The sequence below is a fragment of the Megalodesulfovibrio paquesii genome (assembly GCF_054653055.1).
Window position 1 is genome coordinate 63,904 of the sequence record NZ_BAAIGQ010000004.1, and the last position, 23,108, is coordinate 87,011.

Below are 23,108 nucleotides of genomic sequence, written 5' to 3' on the forward strand. Positions count from 1 at the left end.
CCCCTTAGGCCTTCTTGACGTTGACCATGAAGGCCTTGGTTTCCGGAATGCCGGTGTTGGCGTCGCCCACGGACGGCGTCAGCAGGTTGGCGGACTCGCCGCCGTCCTTGGGCCAGACCCAGCCGTAATGCCAGGGAATGGCCACCAGATGCATTTCCGTGCCCATGATCTTCATGGGTTTGATGCGGTTGGTAACGATGGCGATGGCCCACAGGCTGCCGCGCAGGTTTTCCAGAATGACCTTGTCCCCGTTGTTGATGCCGCGGAGTTTGGCGAATTCGTGGCTCATTTCGCAGAAGATCTGCGGTTCGGCTTCCAGGAGCCAGGGCGTCCAGCGGGTCATGAGACCGGTTTGCCAGTGCTCGGTGACGCGGATGGACGTGCAGATCACGGGATAGCGCGGGTCGCAGACGCTGCGCTTTTTCTCCTCGCCGGCAAAGATGAGGGCGGCGGGGTTGTTCAGGCGCTTGGAGAGCGGATGCGAGGCCACGGGGCATTCCATGGGCTCGTAGTGCTCGGGGAAGGGACCGTCGTTGAGGCCGGGGCCAAACAGCGCGCCCAGGCCGTCCTTCTGCATGATGAAGGGATGCTTGGCGCCAGGGTCGCCGCCGCCGTCCACCACGTCAATGAGCCACTTCTTGTTCTCGGCGTCCCAGGCCAGCACAGGCTTTTCCGGCTGCCAGGGCCTGCCCTGGGCGTCCACCGAGGCGCGGTTGTAGATGACGCGGCGGTTGAGGGGCCAGGCCCAGGTCCAGTTGGGGAACAGGCCCACCTTGGCCTGCTCGGGGGTCTGCTCCTTGGAGCGCCGCGCGGCCTTGTTGCCCTTGGTCTTGTCCGAATCGGTGTAGGAGCCGCAATAGACCCAGGTGCCGGAGCAGGTGGAGCCGTCGTCCTTGAGGTTGGCGAAGGAGGCCACCTGGGTGCCGGCCTTGTAGACCACCTCGGAGCCGTCAGCCGCCTTGCCGGTGACGTCCTTGAGGTAGTAGCCGTTGATGAGCCGGGCGACCTTGTGGGCATCGAAGGCGTGGCCGTCGCCCCAGTCGTCCACATTGGCTTCCAGGATGGGAGCAGGGAACGCGCCCTTGTCCTTCTTGTACAGTTCGCGGATTTTCAGGAACAGTTCATAGATGATGTCGCCGTCTGGCTTGCAGTCGCCCAGGGGCCTGGGACCGCCGTAGCGCCACTGCATCCAACGGCCGGAGTTGGTGATGGAGCCTTCCTTCTCCACGGACACGGCGGCCGGCAGGAAGAAGACCTCGGTCTTGATCTTCTTGGGATCCATGCCCGGACCCTTCCAGAAGGAGCCGGTTTCGTTGTCGAAGAGGTTGACGTTGACCATCCAGTCCAGCTTGGAGAGGGCCTCGCGCGTTTTGTTGGAGTTTGCGCCGCTGGCGGCGGGGTTCATGCCCCAGGCGAAGAAGCCCTTGAACTGGCCCTTGAGCATCTGGTCAAAGAGCACCAGCCAGGAGGCGTCCTGTCCGTCGTCCAGCTTGGGCAACCAGTCGTAGGCCGTGGCCACCTCGGCGTTCTTGTACATGGCCTTGATCAGGCTGGCCATGTATTTTGGCTGGTGTTGCTTCCAGTTGACGCTTTTTGGGTCGTTGCTCTTGGGGGTGATCAGGGCCTTGTACTCATCCCATGTCTTGTTGGAAGCACGAGGGGTGGGCAGATAGCCGGGCAGAATGTGGTACAACAGCCCCTGGTCCGTGGAACCCTGGACGTTGGATTCGCCGCGCAGGGCGTTCACGCCGCCGCCGGCCACGCCCATGTTGCCCAGCAACAGCTGAATCATGCACATGGTGCGGATGTTCTGCACGCCCACGGTGTGTTGGGTCCAACCCATGGCGTACAGGATGGTGCCGGATTTCTCCCTGGCCCCGGTCTTGGTGAACTCCTTGTACACGGCCTCCAGCTTGTCCACGGGGGTGCCGGTGACGTCGGAGACGGTCTTCAGGTCGTAGCGACCATAATGTTTCTTGAGCAGCTGGAAGACGCACCGGGGATTCTGCAGCGTCATGTCCCGCCTGGGCACGCCGTTTTCGTCCAGCTCAAAGGCCCACTTGGACTTGTCATACTTGCGGGCGGCCTCGTCAAAGCCGGAGAACAGGCCGTCCTTGAAGTCAAAGTCCTTGGCCACCACAAATGAAGCGTTGGTGTATTCAAGCACGTATTCCTGGAAATGCAGTTTGTTTTCCAGGATATACTTGATCATGCCACCCAGGAAGGCGATGTCCGTGCCTGAGCGCAGGGGGGCGTAGATGTCCGCCTTGGTAGAGGTACGGGTGAAGCGGGGGTCCACATGGATAAGGGAGGCCCCGTTGTCCATGGCCCTGGTGACCCACTTGAAGCACACGGGATGCGTCTCGGCGGAGTTGCCGCCCATGATCAGCACGCAGTCGCTGTTCTTGATGTCAATGTAATGGTTGGTCATGGCCCCGCGGCCGAAGGACTCGGCCAGGGCCGGCACCGTGGAGCTGTGGCAGATGCGGGCCTGATGCTCAATGAAGGTCAGGCCCAGGCTGCGCAGGAAGGCCTGGTAGACCCAGCATTCCTCGTTGTCCAGGGCGGCGGACCCCACGGAAGCCAGGCCCTCGCAGCGGTTGACCACCTGGCCCTTGGCGTTCTTCTCCTTGAAGGAGGCATCCCGCACGGCCTTGACGCGCTTGGCGATTTCCGTGATGGCCCAGTCCCAGGATTTTTCCTGCCACTGGTCGCTGTTGGGGGCGCGGTAGAGTACCTTTTGCATGCGGCGGTCGTTTTCCGCCAGCTGGAAGAGGCTCGCGCCCTTGGCGCACAGGGCGCCTTCATTGATGGGGTGGTCGGGATCGCCTTCGATGTTCACGGCGCGACCGGTCTTTTCGTCCGTGGACACGATGAGTCCGCAGCCCACGGAACAGTAGCAGCACACGGACGTGCTCTGCTTGCGGTCGGCAGTCTTGAGGGCGATTTTCTGGCCCTGGGCCATGACCGGCTTCAGGTCGAAGCCGAGTCCGCCGAATGCGCTCACCGCGCCCGTGGCGGCGGCAAGGCGCAGGAAGTCTCGTCTGAGGATGGTCATCCGCGTCTCCTTGGTCCAGATGCAGGCCCACGCCCGCAGCTGCCAGGGAAACGCCCGGCGCACGCGCCGGCCTCAGTCAGCGTCGCGGCGGTCGGAGGGTGATGTGTGTCCCGACCGGTACCACGCGGCGCGCAACTGCCATCCCGGACGCGCACTGCCCAGGCTCCCGGTGGTGGCGGAGCGTGAACCACTGAGGTGCAGCACGCAAAGCGTCATGCCGATACACGGCATGCAACGACTCCGATCAAAGCATCGGCGTCAAACGGCGGATGGGGCGTCAGGTGCGCTTGGTCATGCGATTCCCTCCCTTTGATGTGTTTTGAATAACATCTCATGCCCGATGGCGAAGAAATGGCAAGGCAACAGCGGGACGCTCCAACATGGTGTGGCACTGGGAGAGATCAATCCCGCCGCGTGGCCACGGTGCGGCCCGCGGGATCGTTGATCGAGAAAACAAATGGATTACATAGAGGAACGGAATGCATCCTGCGCCAGACTGCAACTATGCTGAATAAAGCATAAATTGATCACGGAACTGCAGCGGGGCTGGCGCGGAGAAAAGCGGGCCGGAAGATGCGCCCCCTGTCGCAAGGTTTGGCACCATCCCAGGGCTGCACGGGCGCATCGCGTTATTACAACAAAGAAATGGCCCCATGATCCTGCAGGATCTTGATCCCTATGCCGATGAGCACCAGTCCGCCGGCCAGCTCGGCATAGTTTCCAACCAGTTGGAAGCGCTTGAAGGAATGCCCCAGATGCACGCCGAACGCCGTCAACGCCAGGCAGACAAGGCCAATGACCACGGCAGGGAAGGCGATAGGCTCGCCCAGCAATGAAAAGGAAAGGCCCACGGCCATGGCGTCCAGGCTCGTGGCAATGGCCAGCAGCAGCAATTGCATGCCCCGGGTGGGGTCTTTGGGATCGCACGCGCCTTCCTCGTCCCCGCCAAAGAAGCATTCATAGATCATCTTGCCGCCCACAAAGGCCAGCATGGCGAATGCCACCCAGTGGTCAAACGCCTCGATATATTCCTTGAACGACAAGCCCAGCAGCCAGCCCAGGACCGGCATGAGGGCCTGGAACACCCCGAAAGCGACCGCCATGCGCGCGGTCTGGGCCAGGGAAGGCCGGTCAAGGCATGCGCCCGTGGCCAGGGCCACGGCAAAGGCATCCATGGCCAACGCCAAAGCGATGGAAACAATAGCGAGGAATTCCAAAAGGTTCTCCTTTCTGCTCGGAGCCGATATGGCGCGCCCCGGTAATCGTGTCGCCGGGACGCGCCATGTGCAGATTGCCGTCAAATGCCAAGCAGCAGCTTGGCCGTGGTGAAGTACAGCAGCAGGCCGGTGATGTCGACAACGGTGGTCAGGGCCGGGCTGGCCACCACGGCGGGGTCCATCTTCAGTTTGGACGCACCCAACGGCAACACGGCGCCAATGAGGGTGGCCGTGACCACCTGCAAAGCCAGGGCGATGGCGATGGCTGCGCCAACGGTTCCCAGGGCATAGCCCGGCGGCAGTTCCGTGCCTTGGGACAAAAACAGCACCTTGCCCCAGGACAACAGCCCCAGAATCAGGGCCAGCAGCACGGAAATCTGCAATTCCTTGAAGAGCACCCGCCAGGCGTCCCGCGGGGTAATTTCACCCAAGGCCAAGGCCCGGACCACCACCGTGGCGGACTGGCTGCCGGTGTTGCCGCCTGTATCTGCCACCATGGGCATGTACAGGGCCAGAATGAGCAGCTGCATGAGGGAATCTTCAAAACTGTGGATGATCATGCCCGAGACAAGCCCCAGCGCCGCCAGGCCCACAATCCAGGTTGCCCGGTTTTTGAAATGCACCCAGGAAGAAGTCTTCAGGTAGGCCCCGGCCTGGTGCGAGCCGCGAATGGCCATCAGTTTTTCCACATCTTCCTGATGCTCCTGGGTGATGACGTCCAGGGCATCGTCGTGGGTGATGATGCCCACCAGGGCGTCGCCGCCGTTGACTACGGGCAGGGCGATGAGGTCGTATTTCTGGATGATGCGGGCTGCGGCCTCCTGGTCATCCTCCACACGAGCAAAGAGCACCTCACGGTGCATGAACTGCTCAATGGAGGCTTCCGGCCGGGCCAGGATCAAATCTTTGAGGGAGACGAACCCAATGAGCCGACGCGCGTCGTCCAGTACGTAGGCATAGTAGATGATTTCCTTTTTGGGAGCCTCCAGACGAAGCTGGGCCAGGGCCTGGCCGGCGGTCATGTTGGCGCGCAAGGCCACGTAGTCCGAGGTCATCACCGCGCCGGCGCTGCCCTTGGGGTAGGCGGTCAGGCGGCGGATGTCTTCCCGTTCAGCCAGGGCCAGCGCAGGGAAGACGGCCTGGCGCTGTTCTTCCGTCAGGTTGCGGAACAGGGCGGCCCGGTCGTCGGGGGACATGGCTGTGAGCAGGGTGGCGGTGTCCTGCCGGGTCAGGCTCATGATGAAGGCGGCCTGGACCTCCTCGGGCAGGTGGCTGGCGATTTCCGCCTGCAAGGCTGGGGGGGCGTGCCGGATGACCTGCCAAATCTCCGCGGGGGACAATGCAGCAAGGCACTCAGCCACTGCGCCGGGATGTTCGGCGCGGCAGACTCCCCGCAATGCTTCAACGTCATTGCGGGCGATCAGATCTTGAATGTTGGAAATGAGGATGGATTCTTTCATGTCGTTCGCCTCCCATGGGGGCCTGCGGCAACGCCGACAGGCCGGAAGCGAACGACGCCGGCACGCATCAACGCATGCGGACGCTCGTCACGACAACCCGCCGGTCGACCACGAACAGGCCAGCCCAGGCTTGTGGAGTAGAGATGCAAAATCCCCGACACAATCGGGGTCGACTACTGCCGTCGCAACTGCCCACAACGTCTCCTTGGTTGATGGTATGCCGTGTTCGTGCAAACTCTCGGTTCGTCGCACGAAACGCCTGCTCCCCTATGCCTCTTTGTCCTGGCCTGCAACCACCAGGGCGAGGCCATTCGCAAAAAATCTCACGCCTTCTCGTCGGAATCCTGCAGCGCCTCGGGCGTGGCGTCCAGCACCTGCAGGTGCTGCTGCGTGCCGAGGTCCCAATGCTCCATATGTTTGTAGACAATGACTTTTCCCTGCAACAATTCCCCGTGCATGCGGCAGAAGCGTTCCAGCTGGTCCCGGTGGGCGATGAGTTCCACGCACAGGTTCAGGCGCTCGTTGGGCACCTCCGAGGCGTCGGACTGGATGAGGCCGTTGCCGCTGTAGCCGTAGCGGGTGTGATGGGCCACGGCGTTGAGGATGCCATCGGCCTTGGCGGCGTCGATGAGCTCCTGATACAGCGGCTTGGAGAACAGGCGCTTGAACGGATGCGCCTCGCGCCTGTCCGAGGGCGTCAGGAAGATGCGCAGCTGGCCGATCTCCCGGCCCGAGACGTTGTAACACCGGGGGATGGCGGCCTCCTCGCGGCTGGAGGGCAGACCGCGACGCTGCTTGCGCTGGGCGGTCGTCTGCCCGGCAAAGGCCTTGCCCGTGGCCACCCGACTGCGTCGCCACAGTCTGCGCAATGCATGGCGCGGATTGCGCGGCGTTCCCACGATGGTAAACATGCGCGAGGCCCCCGCTCCCATGGAAGGGTGCATGCTGCGTGCCGTGCGCAGGGACGCTTCAGGCGGCAACTCCGGCCAGCTGCACTTTGGCGCGCCGATGCGTTGCGACAGGTAGATGCCCGAATGGCCGCTGATCAGATAGGAAAAAAAGCAGGCCACGGCCAGATAGACCACGAATCCCGAAGACAACAGTCCAGGCTGCCCCCCGAACAGTTCGATGCCCATGACGATGCAGGCCAGGGGCGTGTTGGTGGCCCCGGCGAACAGGGCCACAAAGCCCAGCCCCGCGAAGAGCCCCACCGGCGCGTCCAGCAGCACGCCCATGGTGTTGCCCAGGGCCGCGCCGATGAAGAACAGCGGCGTCACCTCCCCGCCCTTGAAGCCGCTGCTCAGGGTCACGGTGGTAAACAGCGTCTTCCACCACCAGCTCCACGGTTCCGCGCCGCCCTCCTTGAAGGTGGAAAGGATGGACACCTGCCCGGGATGATTCGGATCCGCCGTCACGCCCAGGCCCAGGTAGTCCGGGCCGATCCAGTACGCCAGGGCGATGACCAGCGCGCCCCCCACCGCCGGCCGGGCCAGACGCCAGGGAATCACCTTCTTGAAGATCGTCCCCAGCCCGTGGGCCAGCTCGGCAAAGACCACGCTGCCCAGACCAAAGGCCACGGCGGCCACGGCCACCTTGCCCAGCATCAGCCAGCTGAGCTGCGTCGTCCCGGCGGCAATGCCGGCCTGTCCCACGTTGCCGATGAAGTAGTGCGTATGGTGAATGCCCAGGGCCGTGGTGGTCCAGTCACCGGCCACGCTGGCAATGAGGCAGGGGATGATGGCCTGGAAGTTCACCAGCCCGATGGCCAGCACCTCCACGGCAAAAATGGCCCCGGTCAGGGGCGTGCCGAACACCGCGCCAAACCCCGCGGCAATGCCGGCCATGAGGATGATGCGCGTATCGTCCTGGCTCAGGTGGAGCAGGCGCCCCAGGCCGCTGGCTAGGCTCCCGCCCATCTGCACCGCCGTGCCCTCGCGGCCGGCCGAGCCGCCGAACAGGTGCGTGACCACGGTCCCCACCAGCACCAGCGGGGCCATGCGCCGCGGCACGCCGCCGCCGGGTTCGTGGATTTGGTCGATGATGAGATTGTTGCCGCCTTCCGACGTCTTGCCGATCCGGTCGTACATGGCGCAAATGCCCACGCCGGCCAGGGGCAGCAGAAACAGCAGCCAGGGAATGCCATCCTCCATGTCCGTGGCCCAGCGGGCGCTGGTGGCCAGGTCCAGGACCCACAGAAACAGGGCCACCGCAGCCCCCGCCGCAGCCCCCACGGGAATGGCCAGCGCCATCCATTTGAGGGCGTACCGACCCAGCAGGGCCTGCTCGCGTGGATTCCAACGAAATGGCATGTTCCCTCCTTGGCTGCACAACCCAACGTGATTGCCGCGCGGCAAAACGGGGGAACTCTACGCCCCATCCCCGGCCGGCACAAGGCCGCATGGGGCCTGCCGGCAACGCGTCTTGACGCCCTGGGGCCGCATTTTCCCCTTTCCCCAGGGGAGCAGGAGGCGTATCGAATGGAGGGAAATGCTCCATATCCCCAACAACAAAAGAGGGGAGCCGATCATGCCCGTCATGTCATCCCCGGAGGATACCCTGTTAGAGCTGGCCTTTGTCGTCGAGGCGAACGAAACAGCGGCCGCACAGGCCCTGCGGCACGCCCGCCTTCTTCCCGGGTTCACCCTGGAGGGGACGCGGTGCCGCGTGCTGCTGCCCCTGGTCGAGGCCGGCATCTATCGTGATGTCCTCCTCGACATCTGGGACGCGCTGGCCCGGCAGCCCGGCGCGTCCCTGCATCTTGGCCCGATTTCCCTGGACGCGTCGGGCCTGAGGCAGCTGTTCACCATCCTGGACTGCGCCGCTGCCTGCGACACGGCCGAGGACGAACGCGCCTACTGCGAAGCCGGCCATGTGGGCTGGAACTGGGGGTGTCGGTATCTGCGCCATGTGCCGCCGGTGGCCGCTGCGGAACCCGCGCCGGGGCCAGAACCGGCAGCCGGCCCGCCTCCCCAGGCCTTGCCCGACCCCTTGCCCGACCCCTTGCCCGAGCGGTTGCGCGAGGTCGCCACGGCGCGGCTGCTCCATCTGTGCCGGCATTTTCAGTGGCCACGCGTGGAGCGCCTAGCCCAGGACTACCGCGCCGCGGAACCGGCCCCGCATACGGCCCGCGTCCTGGACGCCTTCAGCCTGGCCCCCTTGCGCCCGGGTGAAAGGCATGGCGATGCCGCAGCCCCTGCGCAGCCGGAGCGCCTCATCCGCAAAACCACTTACGCCGAGGTGGGCGGTCTGGATGCGGTGGTGCGGGAACTCCGGGAAATCATCGAGCTGCCCCTGCGACATCCCGAGATCCTCACACGCCTGGGCATCCCGCATCATCGCGGCGTGTTGCTGCATGGCCCGCCAGGATGCGGCAAGACCCTGCTGGCCAGGGCCCTGGCCCATGAGTCCGGGGCGGCCTTTCTTCCCGTCAGCGGCCCGGAACTCATCACCAAATGGCACGGCGAGTCCGAGGAGCGCTTGCGCGCCCTGTTTGCCGAGGCGCAGGAACGGCAGCCAAGCATCGTCTTCTTTGACGAGATCGACGCCATCGCCCAATCCCGTTCCGCCAATGAGAACCTGCGCCTGGACGCCCGGTTTACGGCGCAGTTGCTGACCATCATGGACGGCGTGCACGAGCTGGGGCAGGTCTTTGTCCTGGCGGCCACCAACAGGGCCGATCTCCTGGACCCCGCCCTGCTGCGGCCTGGCCGGTTTGATCGCATCGTGGCCATCCCGCCGCCCGACGAGGCCGGCCGGCTCCAGATCCTGCGCATCCACGCCGCCCCGCTGCCCCTGCATCCGGAGGTGCAACTGGAGGGTATTGCCCGTCGCCTGGCAGGCCCAAATGGCATGCCCACCATGACTGGCGCAGACATCGCCTGCCTGGTGCGCGAGGCCGGCTACGCCGCTTTTCGGCGTACTTTTTCCCTGGAAGAGGTGCTGCGCGAGAAAACCGCCCTGTCTGAAGACGCATTGCAGACCCTGCAAGTCACTGTCGAGGATTTTGAAACGGCCTTGCGCAAGGTTCAAACCCGCGAATCATTGCAAGCGGATCTCGAAACAAAAGGAGAGACTCCATGAATCGGTCCATCCAACACATCCGCGCCATGGAAATACTGGATTCCAGAGGCAATCCCACGGTCCGGGTGTTCGTGGAACTGCAGAACGGCGCCGTGGCCCAGGCCTCCGTGCCCTCCGGGGCCTCCACCGGCGAGAACGAGGCCGTGGAGCTGCGCGACGGCGACCCCAAGCGCTATGGCGGCCTGGGCGTGCGCAAGGCCGTGGCCAACGTCGAAACGGTCATCGCCCCGGCCCTCGCGGGCAAGGACGTGACCCGCCAGAAGGAAATCGACCAGATCATGCTGGAGCTGGACGGCACCACCAACAAGTCGAACCTGGGAGCCAACGCCATCCTGGGCGTGTCCATGGCCTGCGCCCGCGCCGCGGCCGCCTCCACCGGCAGGCCCCTGTACGCCTATCTCGGCGGGACTGGCGCAGTCCGCGTGCCCGTGCCCATGATGAACGTCCTCAACGGTGGCAAACATGCTGACAACAGCGTGGACTTTCAGGAATTCATGATCGCCCCCATCGGCGCGCCCTGCTTTGCCGAAGCCCTGCGCTACGGTTCCGAGACCTTTCACGCCCTGAAAAAAATCCTCAAAAAAAAGGGCCTGACCACCTCCGTGGGCGACGAGGGCGGTTTTGCCCCGAATCTGGAGAGCAACGAGGCGGCCTGCGAAATCATCCTGGAAGCCATCGAGGCCGCGGGTTACGTGCCCGGAAAGGATGTGGCCCTGGCCCTGGACCCTGCGGCCACCTCCTTTGCCGAAAACGGGGCCTACAACCTGAGCAAATCCGGCCAGGGCGTGAAAACCAGCGCGGAAATGGTCGCCCTGTGGCGCGCCTGGGTGGAGAAATACCCCATCGTGCTCCTGGAGGACGGGCTGGAGGAAAATGACTGGGCCGGTTTCGCCGCCCTCACCGCCGCCCTGGGCGACCGCATCCAGATTGTCGGGGACGACATCTACGTGACCAATACACGCTTCATCCAGCGGGGCATCCAGGAAAAAGCCAGCAATGCCGTATTGATCAAACTCAACCAGATCGGCACCGTCACCGAAACCATGGAAGCGGTGCAGCTCTGCCGCAAGGCCGGGTGGAGCTTCCTCATGTCGCATCGGTCCGGGGAGACTGAAGATTCCTTCCTGGCAGATTTCGCCGTGGCCATGGACGGCGGGCAAATCAAGTCCGGCTCTGTCTGCCGGAGCGAGCGGCTTTGCAAGTACAACAGATTCCTGGAAATCGAAAAAGAGCTTGGCCGGGCGGCCCTGTTCGGTCGCTGAGTCGATTCGGCCAAGGTTTCACCAGACATGTTGCCGTCAGTGGAGAGGAGGGAAATTCCTTTCCGCTGATGGCATGTGATGCCCTGCTGGACACCTGCGCCCAGCGGGTGTTTGAGGCGCAAGCCGAAAACGTTAGATGAACCACGGCGCAACCCACTTCAAGAACGCGAGCATGGTAATGGAATCCGTTTCAGAATCAGGCTGTTGGCTCAACCGCACCGTCACGGGCGCGGGGATTACCAGTGCGTTGGGAGACTTCTGCTACGAGACCACCACGGTGATTCTGCCGGGCTTTCTGGCCGTGCTGGGCATCCCCGCCGTGGTGCTGGGGGTGGTCGAGGGCATTGCCGACGCCGTGGCCAGCTTCACCAAGATGGCCTCGGGGTTCATTGCGGACAGGCTCGGCCATCGCAAGCTGCTGGTGGTCCTGGGCTACGGGCTCACTCCCGTTGGTCAGGCCTGCATCGCCATGGCCGCCGGCTGGCCCCTGTTGCTGCTGGGGCGAGTGGTCTCCTGGTTCGGCAAAGGCCTGCGTGGGCCCCTGCGCGACGCCATCGTGGTGCAGGCCGTGACCCCTGAAACCCGCGGCCGGGCCTTCGGCTTCCATCGCGCGGCGGATACCATCGGCGCGGTGGCCGGGCCGCTCCTGGGCGTGGCCCTGCTGGGCTGGGCGCAGGGCTGGACGTGGGAAAACGCCGCGGGGCCGTTCCGCCTGGTGCTCTGGCTGTCCGTGATTCCGGGAGCCCTCGCCGTGCTGGCGTTTCTGTTACTGGTCAAGGATCCCGGGCATTCCCCCAATCCGGGCCTGCGATTCATGGACTGCCTGCGCTGCCTGCCCGTGCGGTTCAAGCGCTACCTCGGGGCGGTGGGCATTTTTGGCATGGGCGACTTCTCGCACAGCCTGCTGATCCTGGCGGCCACGGCGCTGCTCACGCCGTCCGTGGGCGTGGTGCAGGCCGCCCAGACGGCGGGGCTGCTCTACGTCTGGCGCAATGTCGTCCAGGTGGCGGCCTCGTACCCCGTGGGGCTGGCGGCGGATCGCCTGGGGCACCTGCCCGTGCTGCTGGCCGGCTACGTCCTCGGCGCGATCACGGCGGCCCTGGCCGCAGCGGCCTTCCTGTTCAACCTCCACAGCCTCTCGCTGCTTGGGCTGCTGTTCTGCATCGCCGGCCTGTACGTCGCCGTGCAGGAGGCGCTGGAATCAACGGTCACCGCCGAAATGGTCGATCCCGAGACCCTGGCCACGAGCTATGGAGCCCTGGGCACGGTGAACGGCGTGGCCAAGTTCGTCTCCAGCAGCGTGGTGGGCCTGATCTGGACGGCGCTTTCACCGGTCCTGGGCTTCGGCCTCGCCGCCCTGCTCATGGCCTGGGGCATCTGGCGGCTGTACCGTTTGGACGGGCTGGATAGGCTGGACGGGCAATGACCGCAAGGCGAGATGCAATCGCATGGCGTCAACCACCTGGCTGACCTCGGGCAGGCATCAGCGCCCCCTGGGATTGGTCTCGGCGCAGCGGCAACCGCCACGGCGCTTCTCGGCCACAATCCGCTCCATAATGGTGGACCGGCCGTACTGTTGCAGATCCTCTTCAATGTCCTGCCGGCGGTAGCCGAAGCAGTGACAGATCAATGCGTTCGTGTGCATGCACCCTCCGGCATGGCTTAATAATGATTGAAGCTCTGCAAAAACGAGGTGATGGACATCGTCCGCCGGTACAAAATTGCCAGGCGCGACGTCATTCGCAGAAAGGTCAATTTAGCGAGGCCGATCATGTCATCCAGGTAGAAGCGCCATTCGCGCTGGCTGGCATCAGACATGGGCCTGTTCCTGTTCTATATAGGGGCGAAGCTCCGGCCGCAGAGCCTTTTCTGTGACCAGATCGACCGGACAGCCAAACAGGTCCTCCAGGTAAAACTGCACGCCGAAATAGCGCGTGGAGGTGGCCGGGCCGTCAAAGGCGACCAGCACATCCACATCGCTGCCGCTGGTCGCCGTATCGCGGGCGGTGGAGCCGAACAAGGCCAGCCAAGTGACGCCGAAGCGGGCCTGCAGATCCGGCTTGCAGCGGCGCAGCAGGTCAAGAGCTCGTTGTTTATTCAATGTGCAACCTCCAAGGGCAGTGCATATTCTGTGTGAGAGCACTCCCGTACCTGCTGAGCGCACTGGGGCTGTTGCTGGCATTGGCCTGGCTGCGCCGGTGGGAAGAATTCTGCCTGGCGCTTCCGTTGCTGTTATTACCATTGTTCTCCGGTTCACTGCGGCATCCGCTCTGGTCCCTGCCGCGCTTTACGGTGGTCATCCTCCCCTTTTACGGCGTGCTCGGCTGGCTATGCGCCCGGCACGCGGCGTTTGGCGGCCTCCTCCTGGCCGGCATGGCGACCCTCAACGGCATGCTCATGGTCTGTTGGGTGACGGGCAGAAGGCTGATACTGTGATCCGACTCATGCGACGGGGCCAGGAAGATGCAGGGCCACTCCCCGATACCCCAAGGGGAGACGCCCCAGGGGCGCTCCAGAAAAGAGGGAGGCCCACATTCCCGTCACCAGAGTGCAGGCAGCCTGAGCAGGTTCATTCGATCCCCTCGAGCAGCCGGCCTATTTCCTGGGGGGAGGGCAGCTGGCCCTTGAGGTCGTCGGGCAGCTGCTTGAGTATGCGATACGTGGCCACACCAATGGGCTTGCGCGCGTCGCGCAGGGCATACTCCACCACGGTCCGGCTCTTTTCCTTGCAAAGGATGATGCCGATGGACGGGTTTCACCCTCCTCGCGGACCAGGTCGTCCAATGCGGCCAGATAAAACTGCATCTTCCCCACGAATTCCGGCTGGAACTCGCCGATCTTGAGTTCGATCGCCACCAGACAGCGCAGCCGCCGGTGAAAAAGCAGCAGGTCGATAAACTACCCCCTGCCATCTACCTCCAGGCGGAACTGGCTCCCCAGAAAGGCGAACATGCCGCCCATGGCCTGCAAAAATTCCTCGATGCGGGCGATCAAGGCCTTCTCCAATTCGCGTTCGCTGTGCGCTTCGCCAAGCTCCAGAAAGTCGAACATGTACTCGTCTTTCACAGCGAGGCTGGCCTGATCGCACAACTGGGCCGTCAACGTCTGGTCGAAGTTGGTCTGGCCCAGCAGGGACTTTTCGTAGCTCTGATTGGCGATCTGATGAATGAGAACGTTTTTTGACCAGCCAAACTTCCGGGTCATGCGGAGGTAGAACTCCCGTTCCAGCGAGTCCTTGCAGCGTTCGAGAATGACCAGGTTATGGCTCCAGCCGATTTCTCGCACCAGTGGCGCGAGTTTTTCCAGGCCGGCGTAGGCTTCGAACAACGCCTTCATCCGCCAGAGATTGGAGGCGGAAAAACCGCTCACACCGGGGAACTCGGCCTGCAGGTCCGCGGCCAGTTGCTCCACCACGGCCTTACCCCACCCTGCCGCATGCTGCCGCTCCACAATCACCCGGCCGATTTCCCAGTACAGGCTGACCAGCGCTGTATTGACCGCCCGAAGAGCCGTAAGCTGCGCGGCGCGGACGCGGGACTTCACCTCCGCCAGCAGCGGGGCGTACTCGTTGGAAAGCTGGAGGGGGAGGGGCTCGCTCACGGATTCAGCTCCCCCCGAAATTTCTTCGACAGCCTGAAAACAACTGCATGGCGTGGGAGTAACGTGATTGTCTCGCCGGTCTGGGGATTGCGCCCGGGGCGGGCCTCCTTGGCGTAGGCCTCGAACTTCCCGAAGCCGCTGATGAGCAGGACGTGGTCCTACTGGATGGCGCGTTTCATGAGCTCGATCATGGAATCAACAATGGTCTTGACCTCGGACCGCGGACGGTTGGTCTTCTCGTAGATGGCGTCGACGATGTCGGCCTTGGTCAACGTCTTGTCGCTCATAAACTTGCTCCTTGGCAGATCAGCGCTCGACGCCCTGCCCCTGCTCCTTAGCCTGGCTCTGGGCCTTTTTCCAACATTGCCCTTGAGCCATCTCCCGGAACGCCGCCCAGGTCAAGAAGGGCTTCTCTTTCCGGAACTGATCACGTTGCATGCTCGTCCGCTCGTAGAAGCGCTGTTTGACCTCGCGCTCGTTCTGCCTCGCCCGATGCAGCAAGGCCGTGCGGTCGCGGCGGGAGACGGGCATCTGGGCGATATCCTGGCGGGTCTTGCGCCAGTAGTCCGCGATGGCTGCGACCTCGGCCTGGGCGGCATGGCGCAATGACTCCAGCCCAGGGCGGCGGCGAAGGTCTGCTCGATTTCCTTGAAGATCTCCGGCGTCAGCTTGTCGTTGTCTTCCGGGCGGAAGCTGACGATGAGGTGGTAGGTTTTCTCCTTCTGCGACCGCAGGTTCATGTCCTGGGTGGCCACGATCTCGTGAATGCCCCACTCGTAATCGTCGCCGGCCCAGCAGCCTTCGGTCCAGCAGAACAGGACCTTGTCCTGCTCCGGATGCGGGCCGGCACCGGCGATGTAATTAGCAAGGCGGCGGTAATTGTCATTGCCCGGCTTGCACTGGATGCGACGGCTGATCATCAGGCGATCCTGCCCACGGCAGCGCGGAGTTCGCGCTGCCGGGCTTCGATTTCCCGCAGCAGGCGGCGGACCTGGGACGTCAGCTCAGGCGCCGGTCGGTTCTCGTTGCCCAGCCACAGCTTGAACAGCCCGCCCAGCCGGCCGAGATCGGCATTGATCCGCGACAGCTCCCGCACGACCTGCTGATGATCCCGGGCCGGCAGCGGCTGACCCAGGCAGACCCGGCGGGCAAAGGCCGAGACGGTCAGGCCATGGCGCTCGGCCTGGTCGATGACCTGCCGGTACTCCTCGGAGCTGAGATAGACCTTCATGGCCGGCTTCTTCGAGGGCATCCACTCGTTCCTTGCTGGCGTGTTTCCGCGTTGAGCCCGAAGGGCGAATAAGCCAGTTCGCATCGTGAAGGAGACCACCCCAAAGGTGGGCCTACTTCACCTGTCCTGCCTTTCGACGTTGCTGCACCATACGCAATCGTATTGAATTTTTCCATGCGCTTTTAGCATAATTGATCACTTTTTGTTATGATCTATCTTGCTTCAGCATAACTCCGCATGTTCTGCCATGATTCACTACGATTCAGTATAATTTGGTATAATTCAGTTCAAATTACGTCGTTATCACTCCCTTAACAGTCTGAATAAGAGTGATTTTACAGAAAAATTGCTTGCCCAAAAGATTTTCCTTCGACTATAGGCCCCGACAAGCACATAGCGTGCTCTGCCCATGGCCCGGTCCCGATCACTCTGCTGCGCCGTTTCGCCAGACGCTGGGAGGAGAGACGCCATGTCCGAACAGAAACGCATTGCCCGTTTCACTGGACGCATTGAATTCATCGCCTGCAAGGACGACATTCTGGAGTTGCACCTTCCCTGCATGGGGCGGCTTCGATAACAAGCGCATCCAGGCGACGCTCTTGGCAAAATGGCGAATCACCATGTCGTATGGCACCTTTTACAGCTACATGCGCCAGCTCATTGAAGACGGCCACGCCCAGGAACACGCCATCCGCGCCCACGACCGTGGCCGCCGCCCCACGCAGGGAACGCCAGGGGGCCGTTCCGATGCCGGCGGATTCTCCATCAATCCACGCCCGACCAAGGAAGAGTTGTTCTGATGCCCACCACCCACTTCATCCTCCAGGGCAAGGGCGGCGTGGGAAAATCCCTCGTGGCCTCGCTGTTGGCCCAGTACCTGCGCCACAAGGAGCAGGCCGTGCGCTGCTTTGACACGGATCCCATCAACGCCACGCTGGCCGGCTACGCCGACCTGCACGTTGACCCCATTGAGATCATGCAGGGCAGCGACATCGACCCGCGGCGATTTGACGGGCTCATGGACCGGCTGCTGCACCTCCCGAAGGGGCGCACAAGGACGCTATTTCTGGTGTTGTGCATGCTCGCCGTGCCTGCCGTGGCCTGGGTCCCCTGCTTCTGAGAGGGGCGGCATCGACGAATTCTCGGACCCGCTGGAAAAGGTGGTCAACACCGTGACCGGGCCGCCCGTTCCATGAACTGGCAAGTGGGTGAGCATCGTGGCCATGGGCCTGTGCGGCATCATGTACATCTTCAACAAGGACGACCTCACGGGCGGCTTCAAGCTGTTGCTGGGCGTAGTCTTCGGGATCTCCTTCATCGCCTTCGCCAGCAGCATCGTCAACTCGGTCTTCTCCTTCTCGGGCGCGGTGATCTGATGCAGACGCCGCGCACTCTCCCGGTGCACCAGTCCCTGCACCGCCACCAGCACGTCATGGGCGCGGAACGCGAACTGTTGCTCACCTCCGCCCTGGTCGCCATCCTGGTGGGCGTGGGCGGGTTGAGTCTGCTCTCGGGCGTCACGGCGGTGGTTTTCTGGCTGGTCGCCGTGGCTCTCCTGCGCCGCATGGCCAAGGCAGACCCGATCATGAGCAGGGTCTATCTCCGGCACGTCCGCCAGCAGGCATACTACCCGGCCCGTGCTGGGATCTGGAGACGCTGATGCTGCGGCTGCGCGACTACCGATCCCATGCCAAGGGCCTGCCGGACCTGCTGCCCTATGCGGCCCTTGTCGCGCCATAGTCGAGCCTATCCGGAATTCCTTCCCACTTGGAATAGCTCGCCATGTTTGGGAGTGTTTGCTGATCAGGAATCTTTCCTAAGGAGCACAGGCATGGCGGCGCAAGAGTTCGGCCCCCCAATGTTGACAGAGTATGAGCGAGAGTTCTATAAAAATAATCCGTTCGCAGTGTGGCAATGGAAGGCAAGCCTCGGCGCCTGCGTGGCCTGCACGGCGCGGGATGGCCGCAAGTATACCCTCGGGGACATCCCCGGCCGGCCGCACCCGAACTGCAAGTGCCAGCTGCGACTCGTCGCGGGTTCCGCCGAGAGTGCAACGCAGGCCACCGGGCCGACGCCATTGGAGGACTTGTGGTATCCGGAAGTAGATACCACCATTTTTGCGGATTGCACTATGGTGTCGGTGGGAGAGGTCGCCAATGCGGTGCAACTACGATGTAATATTGTAACGCATTGCATTCCACACACACGCCGCGATGCAGAGTCCTTCAATGGAGCTTTGCACAGAGGTGTTTATCAAGTATTTCTTTATGGCCCTGGACTATCAGCAAGCCCTGTGAGTGTGGTACGATTTCTTGCATCATTCGAGATTCAGGGTGATTACCGTAAATACAAAACACCATTGCACGCAATGGAGGGGTGGGCCAATGTGGCTTCTGCCGGATTTGCGCGAGGAGCGGGATTCAGCTTTAGCAGGTTGGAATTGGGAGACACAATGAGCATCTCACTTGACTATCAAGCCGGATATGACTTCAGCGTTGGTTGGTATGGTGGAGGGTATGGACGTATTGTCTCATATTCCTCATCGCAATGCGGAGTGTTCCGTGACTAAAAAACAGATTTATCATGGCATTGCGTGGTGCACATTCATTCCTTGGCCATTTGCAGTGATGTTTTCAACGCCATGGGGTTTTATTTTACTTGCAACATGTGCCATGTCGTTTGGCTTGTTGTTGGTGCACTCCGAACACTATGCGGATGCATCCGGGCTAGCGCGCTTATCCTATAAATGCACTTCCTTTTTCTCAACAGGTTTCTGGCAAACTCCGCACGTCGTCCATGGTTGGCTTGTGGTGGGCATTGGAATGTTCCTGCTCACTAGCGCGTGTATAGACCACTTCTTTCAGCGCTTCGGCTTTGATTTGCCCCTGGCCATCGCGGCGGTGGCGGCCATTGCCTGGGTGGGAGTGGTGTATCGATTGTTGGAGTGGGGCTTGACGCTGGAGAGTTGAGGTGCGCTTCGGATCTCATTCCGACCCTGACCTATCTCTTCCACAGTCCCAATATTTTAATTGCTACCCTAAGAGAAAGTCAGGCCGTGCCCTTTTTACCACCTCCGAAACGCGTCGGATGATTTCGAGACCTCTGCACGGCCACCGCATATTTTCTCTTCAAATCCAGCATGATATCTGCTATTCTTCCTTCACCCCAAGGAGGATAACATGGCAGAGCGCAGCCCCAAGGCCCCGTTGCTTGGCGATTACTTCATGGCCCGGCGCAAGACCAAGCGCACCTTCCTGGACGACATTGACGCCCTCATCGACTGGCGGCCTATCCGTTCGTTTTTGAACAAGAAACTTACCCGCAAGGCCGACGCCGTGGGCAACCCCGCCTACCCGGCCCTGGCCATGTTCAAGATTCTGCTCCTGCAACGGTGGTACAATCTCAGCGACCCGGCCACCGAGCAGGCCCTCTACGACCGCCTCTCCTTCATCCGCTTCGTTGGTCTGTCCTTCGAGGGTGACGTCCCCGACGAAACCACCATCTGCCGATTTCGCAACGGCCTGATCAAGTTGAATATTCTCGATAAGCTTCTGGATCGCCTCAACGAGCAGCTCGAAGCCAAGGGCCTGCTCGTGCGTGAGGGGACCGTGGTCGACGCCTCGGTGGTCGAATCTGCCCGCCGCCCGCGCAAAATCATCGACATCCTGCCCGAGGATCGCGCGGAGGAGGCCGAACAGCAACCTGCATCCCCTGCGAAATCAGACTGTTCGGTCAAGGTCAGCTTTTCAGACGATGCCGACGCGGCCTGGCTCAAGAAGGGGCGTCGCTGTCATTACGGCTACAAAATCCACGCCGCCACCGATGCTCGCGACGGCTTCTTCCTCGGCGGCCACGCCACCTCGGCCAACCGGTCAGACATGCGCGAGTTCGAAACGCTGCTCGATGAAATCCATGTTATTCCAGGGACCTATGTCTATGGCGACAAGGGGTATTCCAGCGGCGCCAACCGCGACGCGCTGCTGGCCCGCGGCCTCAAGGACGCCACCATGGACAAGGCCACCCGCCACGCGCCGCTCACGGCCTATGAACGATTGCGCAACCGGCTCATCAGCAGCGTGCGCTGCGGCGTGGAGCGGGTGTTCGGGACCTGGAAACGCGGCTACGGCCTGGCCCGGGCGCGCTATCTGGGCCTGAAAAAGGTCTGCGCCGAGCTGTATCTGGTGGGGATGGCCTTCAATTTGAAGAAAGCCGTGCGGTTGATGGGCACTTGAGGGGCTGGTGCGTCCAAAATTTGGAAGGAATGATGAAAATGAGGGAAAAATGATGAAAGCGATGACAGATTAGACCAAAATCAGAGGCCAAGAGGGCCATTTCCTCGGCGAAGAGTCGTTCGGGTGGTGTTGTGCAGAGGTCTCATTTCAACGATGCGCTCGGCATTGCTTGAATTTTCAATGAATAATCACATTAGAGTTGTTGCTCATTTATAAAAATATATGGTGCAGGCCGGCGAGCTGTTCTACTTCGTCTACGACCAAGTCGGCAGCCTCCGGGCGGTGACTGATACAAATGGGCATGTCATCAAGAACGTCCTGTATGACTCGTTCGGGCGGGTGATCAGCGACAGCAATCCTGAACTGAAGGTGCCGTTTGGTTTTGCCGGCGGACTGCAGGATAGCGATACGGGACTGGTGCGCTTTGGGTACCGGGACTATGATCCGAAAGTGGGGAGGTGGACAGCTAGGGACCCGATCGGGTTTAAGGGGGGGGAGGAGGACAACTACGCGGGCAACTCGCCAGTTACTTCTTTTCCGGGGAGTATGTCCTTGCATCATCTTGCACCCACACACCATTGCCGGCAACATGGAAAACGGGCTCGGGAGTAGCCAAGCAGATGCGCCTAAGTGGACGCGCGAAGCATACTTCCTGCGGCAGTTGCCTCGCCCTGACACTGTTCTGCATTATGCATCCTTGGCCACAAAATGATAGCAGGCTATATCATCCCGAAACATGTGCAGCATGACAAGATCATGTACTATATATTGCAACAAATCCACAGTCGGAATTGGCTGATTTGAGTGTTCATGAATCAGTGATTTGCATCGTTTCAGCAGGCGGTCATGTTCTGCAATATGCCCATCAAGATTTTGATAGCCGACTTCGTTGAGAATTACTTCTTCATTTTTGAAGTGCTGTTCAACATGCTGCAAGAGATTTTCGATGCGTTGTGTCAACACTGCAGGATCCTGATCTGAAAAAGCATGCTTCAAGATATCGTTGGTAAGAGCGAGCAAATACATATGCTGCTCGTCAATACACCTGTTTCCTGACGAGTACTTATCATTCCAGGATATTTGTAGTGATACCTTGTTGGCGTGTTCTTCCACGGCATATGGAAGATCTGTCATATCTCTGAATGCAATACGGTTGCGACCCTCATTCTTTGCACGGTACAACAATGCATCTGCGTATTTTACCACATCACTTGGCTTCGTCTCAGAGTCGCATGAAAGGGAAACAAGTCCTATACTCACGGAAACAAACTGAGAAACCGATGACTTATCATGCGTGATGGAAAGTCCCTCAATGGCCTTGCGTATGCTTTCGGCCACGCTCACCGCGCCAATCAAATCGGTTTCCGGCAGGAGGCAGACGAACTCCTCGCCACCATATCTTGCCGCAAGATCTGTGGGGCGCTTGAGGCACTGTGCCATGGCGAACGCCACGCGTTGCAGGCAGGCATCCCCGGCCACGTGTCCATATGCATCGTTGAAATTTTTAAAGTAATCGATGTCGAGCAGGATAAGCGAGAGCGTGGCGTGATTGCGCGCATGCCGGCTGCATTCATTTGCCAGCACCATATCGAAGTGGCGCCGGTTTGAAATCTTAGTCAGACCATCCTCATTGGTCATTGCCTCCAGTTTCTTGTTGGATTCCTCCAACGCAATTTCCATGAGCTTTCTTTCGGTAATGTCTTCATGGGCAACCACAACATGCTTTGGACCATCACCAGGAAACAGAGTGACCCTACCCACAAACCATCGCAGCGCACTTCTCGAGTGGCAAGCGTATTCCATGGAATACATCGGCTGTTTTCCTGACAATACCGTTTTAATGCCTTCTGCAAAATTGAATGCATCTTCGACGCATTCTACAGAGGAAGATCCATCACATACTGTCAAATAGTTGGTACCTTCAAAAGAGATACTTGCCGGCATGCCATTAGAGGCTGCAAAATCTCTCCAGGCTTTATTGACGAGGACAATATCTCCATGTTCATTTAACAGTGCGATATTTGCCGACAACCCATCCAGGGTAGATTCAAGAAAGAGCTTCGAAGTCTCCAGCTTTGTTGAAAGACTTTGGTTGACAAGAACAATGAGCCCAAAGGTCCAGAGGGTGCTGGTAATCATGAGCATCAGATAGGAAACAATCAAAGGCACCGGCTTGGCAAACAGATCGGCATGGAGACCGGACAAGGAATCTGAAAAGGAAAAAATCAGAAGCCATATCATGTTGAACCCGAACAGGAACCGCAAAAACTTCGAGGCCGTGTTGCAAACTCCAACGCGTGCCTGACAAAGCGCTCCGATGGACAACAGCGAGAGCACGGCAAGCGACAGGGAGATCACAATCCTCCTGCTTGATACAGCAGGATCGACTATTGTATAATACAGGATAAGACCAAGTGCCAGAATATTGAGGGCCGCGATGCTCCAACCACGCGGCTTCTTGTTCTCAAAGCGATAAATCCCAATGCAAATGAATGACGTTCCAACAACAAACGACATGTTGTATAACACAACAATACTACCCTGCAAAAACTCTATTTCACGCAGAAAGTTCAACAAAAAACCAACAGACATGCTGGCACTGCCAAGTGTCCACCACTGCAGGCCTTTTTCAGAACGATTTATTATGTATTGAATAAAAAACGCCACACACTGCAGGCAGCTGAGCAGCCCAAAACACAGCGCAAGTGTTTTGACGTCCAGGGCGTTCACGCTAAAAAAACCCATCATTTTGATCCTTGGGTGTGAACATGCACGACTGACAACTCATTGCCCTGCGCACTCAGAAAAGTCCTTGTTACCCTTGAACCACATTTCTGGAAGGTGCTCAACTGTTTCTTATTACAGTGCATAACTATATCACATGTCCTCATGTCCCCTTTCAGGTCAGCCCAGGCGAAGGGCATGGAGGGACGCAAGCCGTGGCTCCATAAAGACGCAGAAGCCACCG

Annotated in this window: 22 protein-coding genes and 2 pseudogenes; 12 read left to right on the forward strand and 12 right to left on the reverse strand. The window is 60.8% G+C overall.

From position 1 onward, the window contains the following. Positions 1 to 4: 4 nt before the first annotated feature. The 4 genes from fdnG to ACYQ00_RS03015 all read right to left on the reverse strand — a co-directional run bounded on the left by fdnG (position 5) and on the right by ACYQ00_RS03015 (position 8,044). Positions 5 to 3,058: a formate dehydrogenase-N subunit alpha gene (fdnG, locus tag ACYQ00_RS03000; protein WP_460030699.1), complete on the reverse strand. Its 3,054-nt coding sequence runs from the start codon at positions 3,056 to 3,058 to the stop codon at positions 5 to 7. 632 nt (positions 3,059 to 3,690) lie between these two features. Beyond that, entirely contained in the window at positions 3,691 to 4,275 is a 585-nt protein-coding gene (locus ACYQ00_RS03005; protein ID WP_460030700.1) for a manganese efflux pump MntP, read from the reverse strand. An 80-nt stretch (positions 4,276 to 4,355) separates the two neighbouring features. Continuing rightward, entirely contained in the window at positions 4,356 to 5,735 is a 1,380-nt protein-coding gene (gene mgtE, locus ACYQ00_RS03010) for a magnesium transporter (RefSeq protein WP_460030701.1), read from the reverse strand. 323 nt (positions 5,736 to 6,058) lie between these two features. Next, complete coding sequence (locus ACYQ00_RS03015; RefSeq protein ID WP_460030702.1) at positions 6,059 to 8,044, reverse strand: DUF190 domain-containing protein; 1,986 nt, start codon at positions 8,042 to 8,044, stop codon at positions 6,059 to 6,061. A 217-nt stretch (positions 8,045 to 8,261) separates the two neighbouring features. Between ACYQ00_RS03015 and ACYQ00_RS03020 the strand changes: the two genes are divergently transcribed. The 3 genes from ACYQ00_RS03020 to ACYQ00_RS03030 all read left to right on the forward strand — a co-directional run bounded on the left by ACYQ00_RS03020 (position 8,262) and on the right by ACYQ00_RS03030 (position 12,503). Then, positions 8,262 to 9,815, forward strand: coding sequence for an ATP-binding protein (locus ACYQ00_RS03020; RefSeq protein WP_460030703.1), 1,554 nt, complete (start codon positions 8,262 to 8,264; stop codon positions 9,813 to 9,815). After that, positions 9,812 to 11,077, forward strand: a complete 1,266-nt coding sequence (gene eno / locus ACYQ00_RS03025) for a phosphopyruvate hydratase (RefSeq protein WP_460030704.1) — start codon at positions 9,812 to 9,814, stop codon at positions 11,075 to 11,077. The genes ACYQ00_RS03020 and eno overlap by 4 nt, the downstream gene beginning before the upstream one ends. Before the next feature lie 178 nt (positions 11,078 to 11,255). Beyond that, complete coding sequence (locus ACYQ00_RS03030) at positions 11,256 to 12,503, forward strand: MFS transporter (protein ID WP_460030705.1); 1,248 nt, start codon at positions 11,256 to 11,258, stop codon at positions 12,501 to 12,503. Positions 12,504 to 12,560: 57 nt separating this feature from the next. Here the strand turns inward: ACYQ00_RS03030 and ACYQ00_RS03035 are convergent, their stop codons facing one another. The 3 genes from ACYQ00_RS03035 to ACYQ00_RS03045 are packed head-to-tail and all read right to left on the reverse strand — an operon-like array spanning position 12,561 to position 13,178. Then, the gene (locus ACYQ00_RS03035) at positions 12,561 to 12,722 is read right to left on the reverse strand and encodes a bacterioferritin-associated ferredoxin (protein WP_460030706.1); all 162 of its coding nucleotides are present in this window, start codon (positions 12,720 to 12,722) and stop codon (positions 12,561 to 12,563) included. 17 nt (positions 12,723 to 12,739) lie between these two features. Next, complete coding sequence (locus ACYQ00_RS03040; RefSeq protein ID WP_460030707.1) at positions 12,740 to 12,895, reverse strand: hypothetical protein; 156 nt, start codon at positions 12,893 to 12,895, stop codon at positions 12,740 to 12,742. Beyond that, positions 12,888 to 13,178, reverse strand: a complete 291-nt coding sequence (locus ACYQ00_RS03045; RefSeq protein ID WP_460030708.1) for a nucleotidyltransferase family protein — start codon at positions 13,176 to 13,178, stop codon at positions 12,888 to 12,890. Before ACYQ00_RS03045 ends, ACYQ00_RS03040 begins: the two co-directional genes overlap by 8 nt. Before the next feature lie 32 nt (positions 13,179 to 13,210). Here ACYQ00_RS03045 and ACYQ00_RS03050 point away from each other — a divergent pair, with 32 nt between their 5' ends. After that, positions 13,211 to 13,513, forward strand: coding sequence for a hypothetical protein (locus tag ACYQ00_RS03050; RefSeq protein ID WP_460030709.1), 303 nt, complete (start codon positions 13,211 to 13,213; stop codon positions 13,511 to 13,513). Between the two features lie 133 nt (positions 13,514 to 13,646). Here ACYQ00_RS03050 and ACYQ00_RS03055 read toward each other — a convergent pair. The 4 genes and pseudogenes from ACYQ00_RS03055 to ACYQ00_RS03070 all read right to left on the reverse strand — a co-directional run bounded on the left by ACYQ00_RS03055 (position 13,647) and on the right by ACYQ00_RS03070 (position 15,929). After that, a pseudogene (locus tag ACYQ00_RS03055) lies at positions 13,647 to 14,677 on the reverse strand (PDDEXK nuclease domain-containing protein). Then, a pseudogene (locus ACYQ00_RS03060) lies at positions 14,674 to 14,964 on the reverse strand (integration host factor subunit alpha). The pseudogenes ACYQ00_RS03055 and ACYQ00_RS03060 overlap by 4 nt, the downstream one beginning before the upstream one ends. A 111-nt stretch (positions 14,965 to 15,075) precedes the next feature. Continuing rightward, complete coding sequence (locus tag ACYQ00_RS03065) at positions 15,076 to 15,597, reverse strand: relaxase/mobilization nuclease domain-containing protein (RefSeq protein ID WP_460030710.1); 522 nt, start codon at positions 15,595 to 15,597, stop codon at positions 15,076 to 15,078. Continuing rightward, positions 15,597 to 15,929 carry a plasmid mobilization protein gene (locus ACYQ00_RS03070; RefSeq protein ID WP_460030711.1) on the reverse strand — a complete coding sequence of 111 codons (333 nt, stop codon included), beginning with the start codon at positions 15,927 to 15,929 and terminating at the stop codon, positions 15,597 to 15,599. Before ACYQ00_RS03070 ends, ACYQ00_RS03065 begins: the two co-directional genes overlap by 1 nt. A gap of 599 nt (positions 15,930 to 16,528) precedes the next feature. On the opposite strand from ACYQ00_RS03070, the gene ACYQ00_RS03075 reads away from it, so the two are divergent. The 8 genes from ACYQ00_RS03075 to ACYQ00_RS03110 all read left to right on the forward strand — a co-directional run bounded on the left by ACYQ00_RS03075 (position 16,529) and on the right by ACYQ00_RS03110 (position 20,752). Further along, positions 16,529 to 16,708, forward strand: coding sequence for a hypothetical protein (locus ACYQ00_RS03075; RefSeq protein ID WP_460030712.1), 180 nt, complete (start codon positions 16,529 to 16,531; stop codon positions 16,706 to 16,708). Next, positions 16,708 to 17,028, forward strand: coding sequence for a nucleotide-binding protein (locus ACYQ00_RS03080; protein WP_460030713.1), 321 nt, complete (start codon positions 16,708 to 16,710; stop codon positions 17,026 to 17,028). The genes ACYQ00_RS03075 and ACYQ00_RS03080 overlap by 1 nt, the downstream gene beginning before the upstream one ends. An 88-nt stretch (positions 17,029 to 17,116) precedes the next feature. Further along, complete coding sequence (locus tag ACYQ00_RS03085; protein ID WP_460030714.1) at positions 17,117 to 17,284, forward strand: TrbC/VirB2 family protein; 168 nt, start codon at positions 17,117 to 17,119, stop codon at positions 17,282 to 17,284. Beyond that, positions 17,284 to 17,568 carry a conjugal transfer protein TrbD gene (trbD, locus tag ACYQ00_RS03090; protein ID WP_460030715.1) on the forward strand — a complete coding sequence of 95 codons (285 nt, stop codon included), beginning with the start codon at positions 17,284 to 17,286 and terminating at the stop codon, positions 17,566 to 17,568. The genes ACYQ00_RS03085 and trbD overlap by 1 nt, the downstream gene beginning before the upstream one ends. Before the next feature lie 171 nt (positions 17,569 to 17,739). Further along, on the forward strand, positions 17,740 to 18,477 hold the full coding sequence (locus tag ACYQ00_RS03095; protein WP_460030716.1) for a hypothetical protein: 738 nt from the start codon (positions 17,740 to 17,742) through the stop codon (positions 18,475 to 18,477). Next, a complete protein-coding gene (locus ACYQ00_RS03100; protein ID WP_460030717.1) occupies positions 18,470 to 18,877 on the forward strand; it encodes a hypothetical protein in 408 nt (135 codons plus the stop codon). The genes ACYQ00_RS03095 and ACYQ00_RS03100 overlap by 8 nt, the downstream gene beginning before the upstream one ends. 210 nt (positions 18,878 to 19,087) lie before the next feature. Beyond that, the gene (locus ACYQ00_RS03105) at positions 19,088 to 20,140 is read left to right on the forward strand and encodes an IS5 family transposase (RefSeq protein ID WP_460030289.1); all 1,053 of its coding nucleotides are present in this window, start codon (positions 19,088 to 19,090) and stop codon (positions 20,138 to 20,140) included. A gap of 222 nt (positions 20,141 to 20,362) precedes the next feature. Next, positions 20,363 to 20,752: an RHS repeat domain-containing protein gene (locus tag ACYQ00_RS03110; protein WP_460030718.1), complete on the forward strand. Its 390-nt coding sequence runs from the start codon at positions 20,363 to 20,365 to the stop codon at positions 20,750 to 20,752. Positions 20,753 to 20,827: 75 nt separating this feature from the next. Here ACYQ00_RS03110 and ACYQ00_RS03115 read toward each other — a convergent pair whose 3' ends face one another. Next, positions 20,828 to 22,888 (reverse strand): diguanylate cyclase domain-containing protein, encoded by a 2,061-nt coding sequence (locus tag ACYQ00_RS03115; protein WP_460030719.1) that lies wholly within the window; start codon positions 22,886 to 22,888, stop codon positions 20,828 to 20,830. Positions 22,889 to 23,108: the final 220 nt, after the last annotated feature.